This window comes from Parafannyhessea umbonata (genome assembly GCF_012844235.1).
In the GTDB taxonomy this organism is placed as follows: Bacteria; Actinomycetota; Coriobacteriia; order Coriobacteriales; family Atopobiaceae; genus Parafannyhessea.
In genome coordinates this window covers 1-13,041 of sequence record NZ_JABAGR010000001.1, presented here as the reverse complement: position 1 = coordinate 13,041, position 13,041 = coordinate 1, and the positions used below count along the sequence as shown (strand labels likewise).

Below are 13,041 nucleotides of genomic sequence, written 5' to 3'. Positions count from 1 at the left end.
CCGACGTCCAGCCCGCCCGACGTCCAGCCCGCCCGACGTCGAGCCCGCTCCGCGGCCCCGCACCCCGCGCCCCACGCCCCGCCTCCTGGACCGGCCCGCCCGATGCCGCTCGTTCCATGTCTTGTATTTCTCGTCCGCGCGCACGGGCGGGTGGCACACGCGCGCATGCCCGCGCTATCATGGGAGCGTCGTGCAACAGTCCAGCTACGACGCCTGCCCGGACGCCAGCCCGGCCGCCACGCGGCCGCGTCACGCAAACGCCCGCCGGCGCGCTGGACCCAAACGCTGGAGGCATCACATGCCAGTAACCGCGATTGTCCTCGCTGCCGGCGAGGGAACGCGCATGAAGTCGCACCACCCCAAGGTGATGCACAAGGTGCTGGACCGGCCGCTCGCCTGGTGGGTGGTCAACGCGGCACGCCAGGCCGGGATCGAGCGCATCGTGCTCGTCATCGGTAACGGCGCGCAGGAGGTCCGCTCCTATTTCGCGGACGAGAAGGACGTGGAGTTCGTCGAGCAGACGGAGCGCCTTGGCACCGGGCACGCGGTCCGCGTCGTGAGGGACGCGCTCGGCAGCTTCGACGGGCCCGTCGTCGTACTCAACGGCGACCTGCCGCTCCTGCGCCCGCAGACCGTCCGCGCACTCGTGGACCGCACGCGCGAAGACCACGACGCCTGCACGGTCCTCACCATGACCCCGCCGGACGTCACGGGCTACGGCCGCGTCCTTATGGACGATACCGGCCAGGTCCAGGCCATCATCGAGCACAAGGACTGCACGCCGGAGCAGCGCGCCACGCTCCTGGAGTGCAACGCCGGCGCGTACTGCTTCTGCGGCAAGCGCCTTGCCACCAACATCGACAAGCTCACGAACGACAACGTCCAGGGCGAGTACTACCTCACGGACATGGTGGGCATCTACGTGGGCATGGGCGAGCCCGTCACGGCCGTCCACTGCGACGACTACCAGGAGCTTCTGGGCGTGAACGACCGCGTGCAGCTCGCGCAGGTCACCAAGATCATGCAGCGCCGCATCAACGAGGGCCTCATGCGCTCCGGCATCTCGATGCTCGACCCGGAGCAGGTCTGGGTCGGGCCGGAGGCCACCATCGGCATGGACACCGTCCTTCTCCCCCAGACCATCGTCTGGGGCAAGACCGTCGTGGGCGAGGCCTGCACCATCGGCCCCAACAGCCGCCTGGCCAACGCGACCGTGGGCGACAACTGTACCGTGGACGAGACCGTGATCGTGGACTCCGCCATCGACGACGACGTCAACTGCGGCCCGCGCGCGTACCTGCGCGGCGGCGCCCACTTCCACAAGGGCGCGAAGGCGGGCACGCACGTCGAGATCAAGGGGTCCGAGGTCGGCGAGGGCTCGAAGGTCCCGCACCTCAGCTACATCGGCGACGCGCGCCTGGGCAAGGGCGTCAACATCGGCGGCGGATCCATCACCTGCAACTACGACGGCAAGCACAAGAGCCACACGGAGATCGGCGACCACGTGTTCGTGGGGTCCGACACCATGATGGTCGCACCCGTCACCATTGGCGACAACGCGCTCGTGGGCGCGAGCTCGTGCATAACGAAGGACGTTCCGGCTGGTGCCCTCGCGCTGGAGCGCTCGAAGCAGACCGTGATCGAGGGTTGGGCAGACCGCTATTGGGACCGTCTGGAAAGAGAGGACTAGCACACAATGTACGAGGACCTTTGCAAGCCCCTTAACGTCGAGAAGAACATCCGCCTCTACACGGGGACCGGCAATCCGGAGCTGGCGCAGCGCATCGCGAACGTGCTTCACCTCGAGCTTTCCGGCCTCATGATCACGAAGTTCGCCAACGGCGAGATCTACGCCCGCTTCGAGGAGACCGTGCGCGGCTGCGAGGTGTTCTTCGTGCAGTCCATCGCCGGCAAGAACGTGAACGACCTGCTGATGGAGACCCTCATCGTGGCCGACGCCGCCACGCGCGCCTCCGCGGCCAGCTTCACGGCGGTCATTCCCCACTACGGCTACGCCCGCCAGGACCGCAAGGCGGCGTCGCGCGAGCCCATCACCGCGCGCCTGGTGGCGAACCTGCTCGAGGCCGCCGGCGTGGACCGCGTCATCACGCTCGACCTGCACTCCAACCAGATCCAGGGCTTCTTCGACATCCCGGTCACGCACCTCACCGCGCTGTACCAGTTTGGCGACTACTTCAAGGCCAAGAACTTCGACCTCAACAACACCGTGGTCGTAAGCCCGGACATGGGCCGCGCCAAGGTCGCGAAGAAGCTGTCCGACTACCTGGGCTGCGAGGTCGCCATCGCCCACAAGAGCCGCCCGAAGCACAACGCGGCCGAGGTCATGGGCATCATCGGCAACATCAAGGGCAAGACCTGCATCGTGAACGACGACATGATCGACACGGGTGGCACCCTGGTGGGCTCCATCCGCAAGCTGAAGGAGATGGGCGCCGGTGACATCTACATCAGCGCCACGCACGGCATCTTCAGCAAGCAGGCCATCCAGCTGCTCGAGGATGCGCCCATCGAGGAGTGCGTCGTGACGGACTCCATCCCCTGCGCCGTCGCCAACACCGAGGGCTCGAAGATCAAGCAGATCTCCGTCGCCAAGGAGCTGGCAGACGCCATCTTCGCGGTATACGCGAACTTCTCGGTCAGCGGCCTCGCCGGCGGCAACTCCGAGATGTAGCGTCCCTCTCCCGCAGCACCCCCTCGCCCCCGCGCGCGCCCGCATAACCTCCCCGGGCGCGCGCGGGCTTGTCTCGAAGCCCCGTCCGCGGGGCGAGAAGAACCCCCGGCCCGCACGGCAGCCCCCTCGGCACCGCGTGGGCCTTATGCTAGAGAGCGTGCGCCTGCCCGCGGGCGCACGCTCTTCTCGCCACGCCCCGAAGGGAGGGGTCGCCTTGGCCGGCCTCGTCGCACTGTTCACGCTCTACGCAACCACGATCGGCCTCCTTGGCCTCGTCGTGTGGGTGCTGCTGGTAATCGCGCGGTGGAAGATGTTCCAGAAGGCCGGGGAGGCCGGGTGGAAGTCGATCATCCCCGTGTACTCCACCTACGTCTCGTTCAAGATCTGCTGGGGCACGGCGCCGTTCTGGGCGCTCGTTGCGATGGCGGCGTTCGCGGGGGCGTTCACCGGCACCATCGCCCCGGTCGACTACCCCATGCTCGGCGTGCTGGTGGCGCTTCTGTACTGCGCCATCGCGGTGGTGGGGCTCGTGATGCTGTACAAGACGTCGCTCGCGTTTGGGCATGGCATCGGCATGGCGCTCGCGCTGCTGTTCTTTCCCAACGTGGCCACGCTCGTGCTGGGCTTTGGCTCGTCCAGGTACGTGGGTCCGCAGGCGTAGGGGCGACCGCGGGCAGGATCCGCGGAGACAGGCCCGCGCCACCCGCACCCGAGCCGTTTAGGAAAAAAGGAAAAATTAGGAAAAAAAGGAAAGGGCCACCCCGCGTGCGCTTTGCGGTACCGTATCTGGCTGACCACCTGAGGAAGACCCAAGGCTAGACGGAGGAACCATGGCCCAGCAGGCACGACCAAAGGACATCCGCATCATCTGCGGGCTGGGAAACCCCGGGCCCGAGTACGCATGCACGCGCCACAACGCGGGCTTCGCTACGGTCGACGCGCTCGCGGAGCGCCTAGGCGCCCGCTATTGGAAGAGCGAGGCGGGCTGCATGGTAGCTCGCTGCAGCATGCGGGCGCCGGAGGGCACGCGTGAGGTGCTGCTTGCCAAGCCGCAGGACTACATGAACACGAGCGGCGGCCCGCTCTCCAAGCTGCTGCGCCAGGAGAAGGCGTCCGCGCAGGAGGTTCTCGTGGTGCACGACGAGGTGGACCTCGCCGCCGGCACCGTCAACGTGAAGTTTGGCGGCGGCCTGAACGCGCACAACGGGCTGCGCTCCATCGCAAACAAGCTCGGCACGCGCGACTTTGCGCGCCTGCGCTTTGGCGTGGGGCGCCCGCCCGGAAAGATGCAGGTGGCAGACTACGTGCTGCGCACGCTCAAGGGCAGCTACCTGCAAGATTTCGAGCTCGAGGCGCAGGACGCGGCCTCGCTTGCGGAGCTTGCCGTCGAGCGTGGCGTGCAGGCCGCGATCGACAGGTAGCCGCGGCCCCGCAGGCGCCGCCGGATGACGCCGGCCCCAAGGCCGACGACCCTAACCGACTTATGACAACTTAATTGGCCCCGACATAGGCACATTGCCCTTCTCGTCCATGGCGGCGCGCTATACTGAGCACGTTGTACCGACGCAGCGGGCACCGTCCGCCGCGGTCGAGGACAGGAGCTTCAGGAGAGGAGTTCGTTAATGTACAAGATCCTCGAAAAGACGCAGTTCTCCGAGAAGGTGTTCAAGTTCCGCATCGAGGCGCCCGAGCTGGCCAAGCACGCGCACGCCGGCCAGTTCCTCATGGTCCGCGCCAACGAATGCGGCGAGCGCGTGCCGTTCACCTTCGCGGACTGGAACCCCGAGGAGGGCTGGATCGAGTTCATCTTCATGGTCATCGGCAAGACGACCGAGATGCTCTCCACCTACGAGGCCGGCGACGCGCTTGAGGACGTCACGGGCCCGCTGGGCCGCCCGACCGACATGAGCGGCGATGGCACGTGGTGCGTCATCGGCGGCGGCGTTGGCCTGGCCATCGCCTACCCCGTCGCGCGCCAGCTCGTGGCGACCGGCCACGAGGTCCACGCGATCATGGGCGCCCGCACCAAGGACCTGCTGCTGCTCGAGGAGCAGTTCCGCGAGCTGCTGCCCGAGGACCACATCCACATCACCACGGACGACGGCTCCTACGGCGAGAAGGGCGTGGTCACGGCCCCGCTGGAGCGCCTGCTCGAGGCAAAGGCCGTCGACCAGGTGTTCTGCGTCGGCCCCGTCCCGATGATGAAGTTCTCCACCCTGACCGCCCAGAAGTTCGGCACGCCCATCACCGCGTCGCTCAACCCCATCATGGTCGACGGCACGGGCATGTGCGGCTGCTGCCGCGTCGAGGTTGGCGGCGAGACGAAGTTCGCCTGCGTCGACGGCCCGGACTTCGACGCCACGAAGGTCGACTGGAACGACCTGCGCGCGCGTCAGGCTGCATACCGTACCGAGGAGGGCCAGGCCCTCAAGGCCTATGAGGAGGCGAACTGCGCATGCCAGAGGTAAACGGTCGCTGGGTCGCGGACATGAAGGCTCCGCGCACACCCGATAACGAGGAGCCCGCCGCCGAGCGCGCCCATGACTTCCGCCCCGTCGACAAGGGATTCACCGAGGAGATGGCCGTGGCCGAGGCCGCGCGCTGCATGAGGTGCAAGAAGCCCCTCTGCGTGCAGGGCTGCCCCGTCAACATCAACATCCCCGCGTTCATCGAGAAGATCTACGAGCACAAGTTCGGCGAGGGCCTCGACATCATCCACGAGCAGTCCATGCTGCCCGCCATCTGCGGCCGCGTCTGCCCGCAGGAGACCCAGTGCGAGGGCAAGTGCATCCGCGGCGTCAAGAGCGAGCCCGTGGCCATCGGCCAGCTGGAGCGCTTCCTGGGCGACCAGCCGGAGCTTGCCAGCAAGCCCAAGATGAAGCCCGCCAACGGCAAGAAGGTTGCCGTCATCGGCTCCGGCCCCTCCGGCATCACCTGCGCCGGCGAGCTGGCCCGCAACGGCTTCGACGTCACCGTGTTCGAGGCGTTCTTCACCGGCGGCGGCGTGCTGGTGTACGGCATCCCCGAGTTCCGTCTGCCGAAGACCGTCGTCAAGCGCGAGATCGACGGCCTCAAGGAGCTGGGCGTCAAGTTCGAGTACAACTCCGTCATGGGCAACCTCGCCGATTCCGCGGAGCTTCTGGGCGAGAAGGGCTTCGATGCCATCTACGTGGCAACCGGCGCCGGACTCCCCAAGCTCCTGAACATCCCCGGCGAGAACCTGCCGAACGTGTTCTTCGCGAACGAGTACCTTACCCGCGTGAACCTGATGAAGGCGAACAAGTTCCCCGAGTACGACACCCCCACCAAGCACGGCAAGCACGTCGTGGTCTTTGGCGGCGGCAACGTGGCCATGGACTCCGTCCGCACCGCGCTGCGCCTGGGCGCCGAGGAGGTCACCCTGTGCTACCGCCGCACCGAGGCCGAGATGCCCGCGCGTCGCGCCGAGGTCCTGCACGCCAAGGCAGAGGGCGTGAAGATCCACGAGCTGGTCTCGCCGCTTGAGTTCATCGCAGGCGAGGACGGCGCCGTGCGCGCCGTCAAGGTGCAGGACATGGAGCTGGGCGAGCCGGACGCCTCCGGACGCCGTCGCCCCGTGCCCATCGAGGGCGCCATCGAGGAGATTCCCTGCGACGTCGCGATTTCCGCCATCGGAACCAACGCGAACCCGTTTGCCGCAAAGATCGGCGGCATGGAGCTTAACAAGTGGGGCTACATCGTTGCGGACGAGGAGACCGGCCGCACCTCCAACCCCAAGATCTGGGCTGGCGGCGACATCGTGACCGGTGCCGCGACCGTCATCCTGGCCATGGGCGCCGGCAAGAAGGCCGCTGCGGACATGACCAAGGTGCTTTTGGGCGAGGACGGCGAGTAGCCACACGCCCGCGATTGCATCCACTTGAAGCCGAGCCCCGACCGCAACACGCGGCCGGGGCTCTTCTCGTCTGCAGTGCGGGCACAAACTGCGAACGCCGCACGTGGCCGCAACTCAACGCGCACGGGAACAGGACGGCGAAAGAGATGACCGTGAAACGTATGGCCTATACTTAAGATAGTGCGCGGCGCACTGCGCCGCCCCCATAGCGACAAGGCGGAAACGATGGACCTGAGGCAGAACGTCATCGAGAGCATCCGAACCCTCGCCAGGCGAAACGGGGTGTGCAAGGTCATACTCTTTGGATCTCGCGCGCGTGGCGATAATTCTGCGAGAAGCGACATCGACCTTGCAGCATCCGGCGGAGATGTCGCGAAGTTCGCCCTAGACGTCGACGAGGAGACGCCCACCCTGCTTTCGTACGACGTCGTCGATCTTGATCGACCCGTAAGGCAAGGACTAATCGAAGACATTCGTCACGATGGGGTGATCCTCTTTGAGCAATAGGAAACTTGAGAATTTCTAAAAATCGTTAAGGAACCTCGAAAACTCTATCTCCTACCAACCCCCATTCGATGTCGTTACCGAAGCGGGACTGGTATCGCTTTTCCAAATCTGTATGGAGCAATCTTGGAAGGCCATGAAGTACACGCTCAGCCAGCATGGCTTTTCGGAGGCGCAGACCGGGTCGCCCCGAAAGGTTGTCAAGTGCGCCTATGCCGCCGGGATGATCAACGACGAGGAAGGCTGGCTCGACGCTCTGGAGTCGCGAAGCCTAATGAGTCACGCATATGACGACTCGGTCGCACTTTCCATCATCAGCAAGACGCGCGAGAAGTACATCCTGATCTTCCAGGAGCTGGAACGCGAGCTGAGGGAGAACTGGTCGCTCGAGGAGTAGGGGCGTCGCGCGCGTGGACTTCACGAACCATGCGCGGCGTGTGCTTTCAACCAAATACTTGTAAGACCCACGGCATTCATGTCATGTAATCAGCGTCACCCAAAGAACCACCCTCAGCAACAGGGCGCCAAGTCAATATGCTCTCTGATAACATATGGAGTCATTGGCGCACGATGTGTCAGCGTCGGTTCTGGAAATACCATCTCGCAGCCTCCAGTCTCCTGACACGCGCCACCCCTGAAAGGACGGCGATATGGATTCTGGGTCAGGCGGAATGAGTGCTGGAGCCACAATTCCAATCAACGAGGAGTTCTTCGAGCAGACCATCATCGAGCACATGGCCGACACCCTCGGCTACGAGCACCTCTACGGCCCAGACGTCCCAAGGACCGACTCCCTCTACCATGACGTCTTCCTCATCGACGTCCTCCAGTCCAGCCTTTGGCGTATCAACCCCGGGCTGCCCGCCGCCGCCATCCATGAAGCGATTCTCAGGCTCAACGATGTCGACGCGGGATCGCTCGCCCAGCGCAACGAGCGTTTCTCGGACTACGTGCAATCCGGTGTGGAGGTTCGCTTCTTCGATGGGAAGGAGGAGCGAAACGACATCGTCCGACTCGTGGACTATGACAGGGCGGAGAACAATACCTTCCAGGTGGTTAACCAGTGGACGTTCGTTGAGCACGAGCAGAAGCGCCCCGATATCGTCGTGTTCGTGAACGGTATGCCTCTTGTCGTGTTCGAGCTCAAGAGCCCCTCACGCGAGGAGACGGACGCCTCGGACGCCTACCTACAGCTGCGAAACTACCTCAAGGCGATTCCCTCCTTCTTCGTCCCCAACGCCTTCCTGGTGATGTCGGACATGACCACGACCAAGGTAGGCACCATTACATCCCCTGAGGACCGCTTCAGCGAGTGGAAGAGCCTCGACGGCGACTACTCCAATAACAACACCAAATGGCAGACGACAATCGACGGGATGTTCCGCAAGGATCGCCTCTGCGACATCCTGCACAACTTCATCTGCTTCAACGACTCGGACGAGAAGGTTGTGAAGATTCTCGCCGCCTACCACCAATACTTCGGCGTGCACAAGGCCGCGGAGCGCGCCGTGGAGGCAATCGAGGGCGACGGAAGGATCGGCGTATTCTGGCACACCCAGGGCTCGGGGAAGTCGCTCTCGATGGTATTCCTGTCGCATATGCTCCAGGACCGAATCGACAGCCCGACGATCGTGGTCATCACCGACAGGAACGACCTCGACGACCAGCTGTTCGGCCAGTTCTCCCGCTGCGCGGCCTTCCTGCGCCAGACGCCAGTTCAGGCGACGTCCCGCGAGGACCTAAGGAGACTCCTCGAGGGCAGGAAGGCCAACGGCATCGTCTTCACCACAATGCAGAAGTTCACGGAGCGCGACGAGCCGCTCTGCGACCGCAGCAACGTCGTGGTGATGATCGACGAAGCCCATCGCGGCCAGTACGGTCTCACTGAGACCATCAAGGACGACGGCACGGTGTCTATAGGGGCTGCAATGCAGGTGCGCGACGCCCTGCCGAACGCCTCCTACATCGGCTTCACGGGCACTCCCATCGCGCTCGACGGCAGGAACACCCAGGAGGTGTTCGGCGGCTACATCGACGTCTACGACATGACGCAGGCCGTAGAGGACGAGGCGACCGTCCCGGTCTACTACGAGAGCCGGGTCGTGGCGCTGAACCTTGACCCCGACGCGCTCGAGGAGCTCGACAGGGCCTACAAGGAGTACGCGGACGAACACGACGAGGAGTCGACCGAGCGCAGCAAGCACGCCATGGGCGGCCTCGACGCCATCCTAGGCGCGCCGGAGACGATAGACACGCTCTGCCGCGACATAGTTGCCCACTACGAGCAGAACCGCGAGGGGCTCCTCACCGGCAAGGCAATGATTGTCGCCTACTCCCGTCCCATAGCCATGGCCATCTATTTCAAGCTCATGGAGCTCCGGCCGGAGTGGAGGGACAAGGTCGGAGTGGTGATGACGACGAGCAATAAGGACCCCGAGGAGTGGTACGACGTCACCCATGGGGTCTCCGACGGCTCCAAGTCCGGTGGCCGGACCCTCGACCACAAGAAGGACATGGAGCGCCGCTTCAAGAGCGACGACGACCCCCTCAAAATCGCCATCGTCGTGGACATGTGGCTCACCGGTTTCGACGTCCCCTCCCTCGCGACGATGTACATGTACAAGCCCATGAGGGGCCATAACCTTATGCAGGCCATTGCTCGCGTAAACCGGGTCTACCCTGGCAAGGAGGGCGGCCTCATCGTGGACTACATAGGCATCGCGAGCGCACTCAAAGCCGCCATGCACGACTACACCAAGCGCGACCAACGGAAGTACGGCGACATGGATATCGCCAAGACCGCATACCCGAAGTTCCGCGAGAAGCTCTCCGTGTGCCGAGACCTCCTGCACGGCTTCGACTACCGCACGCACATCTTCTCGGGAAGCAAGGAGGAGCTCGCCTCCTGCATCGCCGAAGGGGCGGACTGGCTTCTCGACAGAGACCGCGAGGAGACGCGGGAGGAGTTCCTCAAGCAATCCCAACTGCTCGTGAGCGCCGAGAGCCTCTGCAAGAGTATGGTCTCCGAGGAGGACCAGCACGAGGCGGCCTTCTTCCAGGTGCTGCGCGTACAGGTCATGCGTACCCTCGGCCGCTCGGGCTCGGGGGGCGGCGGCATGAGCTACGAGGAGTTCAACAAGCGCGTCGGGGCAATCCTCGAGCAGACCGTCCAGAGCGAAGGCGTCATCAACCTCTTCGATGGGGGCGTAGAGGTCTCCCTCTTTGACGAGTCGTTCCTGGACGAGATTGCCAGGATGAGGGAGAAAAACGTCGCCCTGGAGACTCTCAAGAGGCTCATCGAGGAGCAGGTGCGCTCCTACAAGAAGACGAGCATCGTGAAGTCCGAGAAGTTCTCCGAGGTGCTGCAGCGCACCCTTAACGGCTACCTCAACGGCATGTTGACCAACGCCGAGGTCATCGAGGAACTGCTCAAGATGGCCCACGAGATGATGAAGGAGCGCGAGGAGGGCGAGAAGCTTGGCCTCACGAAGGAGGAGCTCGCGTTCTACGACGCGCTCACCAAGCCCCAGGCGGTGAGGGACTTCTACACCAATGAACAACTCGTTGCCATGACCCACGAGCTTACCGATGCGCTGAGGAAGAACGCGACGATAGACTGGCAGGAGAAGAAGACCGCGCGCGCCGGCATGAGGCGCGCCATCAAGCGGCTGCTAAAGAAGTACAAGTACCCGCCCGACGAGGAGCGCGAGGCGCTTGATACCGTGATGGCGCAGTGCGAGACGTGGGCGGATAACCAGACGTTCCAGAGAGACTAGCGGGAGAGACAGAACATGGGAAGGCCAAAGGGCAGCAATAACAAGCCGACGAAAGCCACCAACACTCAGGAGATCGGCTTCGAGGAGAAGATCTGGCAAGCTGCCGATCGGATGCGCGGCCACATCGACCCGTCTGAATACAAGAACGTGGTGCTCGGGCTCATCTTCCTGAAGTATATCTCCGACCGATTCGAGCAGAAGCACGCAGAGCTCGTAGCTGAGGGCGAGGGCTTTGAGGAGGACCGCGACGAGTACGAGGCGGACGGCATCTTCTGGGTTCCCAGAGATGCCCGCTGGGAAGCCGTGGCGTCCGCGGCGCATACCCCGGAGGTCGGCAAGGTCATCGACAACGCAATGAGGCAGATAGAGGCCGAGAACGACTCCCTCAAAGGCATCCTCCCCAAGAACTTCGCGCGCCAGGAGCTCGACAAGCGCATGCTCGGCGATGTGGTGGACCTCTTCACTAACGTGAGGATGACCTCCGAGGGCAACACCCAGGACGTGCTTGGCCGTACGTACGAGTACTGCCTCGCGAAGTTCGCCGAGCAGGAGGGAAAGAACGCCGGCGAATTCTATACGCCTACCTGCATCGTGCGCACGCTCGTCGAGATCATCCAGCCCTACCACGGCCGCGTCTACGACCCGTGTTGCGGCTCGGGCGGCATGTTCGTCCAGTCAGCCCAGTTCGTCGAGCACCATTCCGGGAGCATCCGCGACATCTCGGTATTCGGCCAGGAGAGCAACCCTACCACCTGGAAAATGGCCAAGATGAACCTCGCCATCCGCGGCATCGAGGCGGACCTCGGCCCGCACAACGCGGACACCTTCTTCGAGGACCTTCACCAGGACAAGCGGTTCGACTTCGTGCTGGCCAACCCTCCTTTCAACGACAGCGATTGGGGAGGAGAGAGGCTCCGCGACGACCCGAGGTGGGACTATGGCGTTCCGCCCGCGGGCAATGCCAACTTCGCCTGGATGCAGCACATGATCCATCACCTCAACGACCACGGGCGCATGGGCATGGTGCTCGCCAACGGTTCGCTGTCCAGCCAACAGAGCGGCGAGGGGGACATCCGCGCAAACATCGTGAAGGCCGACATCGTGGAGGGAATCGTCGCCCTGCCCGACAAGCTCTTCTACAGCACGGGCATCCCCGTCTGCCTCTGGATTATCGACAAGAGCAAGAAAAGTTGTTCCAAGGAAGCCGGCAAGGTTCTCTTCGTTGACGCGCGCGAATTGGGCACGATGGTGACCCGCAAGCTGCGCGAGCTCAAGGACGGCGACATTTCTAAGATTGCCAGCGCCTTCGACGACTTCCGCAAGGGTGTCCTTGAGCCCGAGAAGGGTTTCTGCGCCGCTGCTACGCTAGGTGAGATCGAAAAGCAGGACTACATCCTAACTCCCGGACGCTATGTCGGAATCGCGGATGAGGAGGAGGACGATGAACCCTTCGACGAGAAGATGAAGAGACTTACCAGCGAGCTCTCGGAGTGCTTCGAGGAATCCGACCGTCTGCAGGAAGAGATTAAGAAGAACCTGGAGGCGATTGGGTATGGGATGTAGCACCAATCGGTATCGGCTTGGAAATCTTTGCGAGTTCTACCGAGGGGCGAGTGTTCCGCGAACTCGGATGCATGGCAGCGGCGATTACCTGTATCTCCATTATGGGGACCTGTACAAGGGCTTCTCATATCGCATCGATGTAGAACACCCGCAGAAGCCTATTCCATTTATTCTGAGCGCCGAGAAAATCAAAGATGAACAACGCCTGCTCAATCAGGACATTGTTTATGTTCTGACTTCTGAGACCGTGGATGACCTTGGTCATTCTTTTCTTTTCAACAACCCGCAACATCTCCCTGCAGTCGCCGGCACAGAGACAACAATCGTAAGGGTTAAGAACCATTGCACCCTGCTTCCAGCGTATCTGAACTACCTAATGCATTCCCCTCGGTTCTTGAAGATGCTCAGGCAATACGTACGCGGAATGAAAATATTTCGCGTGCATCCCAATGATGTCGCTCGAATCGAAATCGAGCTACCCGACATCGAGACGCAGTGCAAGGTGGTCTCCATGCTCGACGCTATACACGAGAAGCTTTTAGTCAACGTTCGCACAAATGGCTATTTGGCTGCGTGAGGTCGACCTTCGAGACGTCGATTTCGCCGGACATGAGCTTGGGAAGCAGGGCATC

Annotated in this window: 10 protein-coding genes and 1 pseudogene; all 11 read left to right on the top strand. The window is 63.2% G+C overall.

Going from position 1 to position 13,041, the window contains the following annotated elements; translation table 11 throughout:
• Positions 1-298 precede the first annotated feature (298 nt).
• The 11 genes and pseudogenes from glmU (at position 299) to HF885_RS00005 (ending at position 12,986) form a co-directional block, all read left to right on the top strand.
• Positions 299-1,690 (top strand): bifunctional UDP-N-acetylglucosamine diphosphorylase/glucosamine-1-phosphate N-acetyltransferase GlmU, encoded by a 1,392-nt coding sequence (gene glmU / locus HF885_RS00055; RefSeq protein ID WP_170102950.1) that lies wholly within the window; start codon positions 299-301, stop codon positions 1,688-1,690.
• A gap of 6 nt (positions 1,691-1,696) precedes the next feature.
• Positions 1,697-2,692, top strand: coding sequence for a ribose-phosphate diphosphokinase (locus tag HF885_RS00050; protein WP_170102949.1), 996 nt, complete (start codon positions 1,697-1,699; stop codon positions 2,690-2,692).
• Between the two features lie 145 nt (positions 2,693-2,837).
• Positions 2,838-3,353, top strand: coding sequence for a DUF5684 domain-containing protein (locus tag HF885_RS00045; protein WP_170102948.1), 516 nt, complete (start codon positions 2,838-2,840; stop codon positions 3,351-3,353).
• 169 nt (positions 3,354-3,522) lie between these two features.
• Complete coding sequence (gene pth / locus HF885_RS00040; protein WP_170102947.1) at positions 3,523-4,113, top strand: aminoacyl-tRNA hydrolase; 591 nt, start codon at positions 3,523-3,525, stop codon at positions 4,111-4,113.
• 201 nt (positions 4,114-4,314) lie between these two features.
• Positions 4,315-5,160, top strand: a complete 846-nt coding sequence (locus HF885_RS00035; protein ID WP_170102946.1) for a sulfide/dihydroorotate dehydrogenase-like FAD/NAD-binding protein — start codon at positions 4,315-4,317, stop codon at positions 5,158-5,160.
• Positions 5,148-6,566, top strand: coding sequence for an NADPH-dependent glutamate synthase (gltA, locus tag HF885_RS00030; RefSeq protein WP_170102945.1), 1,419 nt, complete (start codon positions 5,148-5,150; stop codon positions 6,564-6,566). Before HF885_RS00035 ends, gltA begins: the two co-directional genes overlap by 13 nt.
• 225 nt (positions 6,567-6,791) lie before the next feature.
• Positions 6,792-7,073 (top strand): nucleotidyltransferase family protein, encoded by a 282-nt coding sequence (locus HF885_RS00025; protein WP_170102944.1) that lies wholly within the window; start codon positions 6,792-6,794, stop codon positions 7,071-7,073.
• 31 nt (positions 7,074-7,104) lie between these two features.
• Positions 7,105-7,467 (top strand): annotated as a pseudogene (locus HF885_RS00020) (HI0074 family nucleotidyltransferase substrate-binding subunit); the annotation flags it as partial.
• Positions 7,468-7,741: 274 nt separating this feature from the next.
• Complete coding sequence (locus tag HF885_RS00015; RefSeq protein ID WP_206109700.1) at positions 7,742-10,846, top strand: type I restriction endonuclease subunit R; 3,105 nt, start codon at positions 7,742-7,744, stop codon at positions 10,844-10,846.
• Positions 10,847-10,861: 15 nt separating this feature from the next.
• Entirely contained in the window at positions 10,862-12,409 is a 1,548-nt protein-coding gene (locus HF885_RS00010; RefSeq protein ID WP_170102942.1) for a type I restriction-modification system subunit M, read from the top strand.
• On the top strand, positions 12,399-12,986 hold the full coding sequence (locus HF885_RS00005; protein WP_170102941.1) for a restriction endonuclease subunit S: 588 nt from the start codon (positions 12,399-12,401) through the stop codon (positions 12,984-12,986). Before HF885_RS00010 ends, HF885_RS00005 begins: the two co-directional genes overlap by 11 nt.
• Positions 12,987-13,041 lie beyond the last annotated feature (55 nt).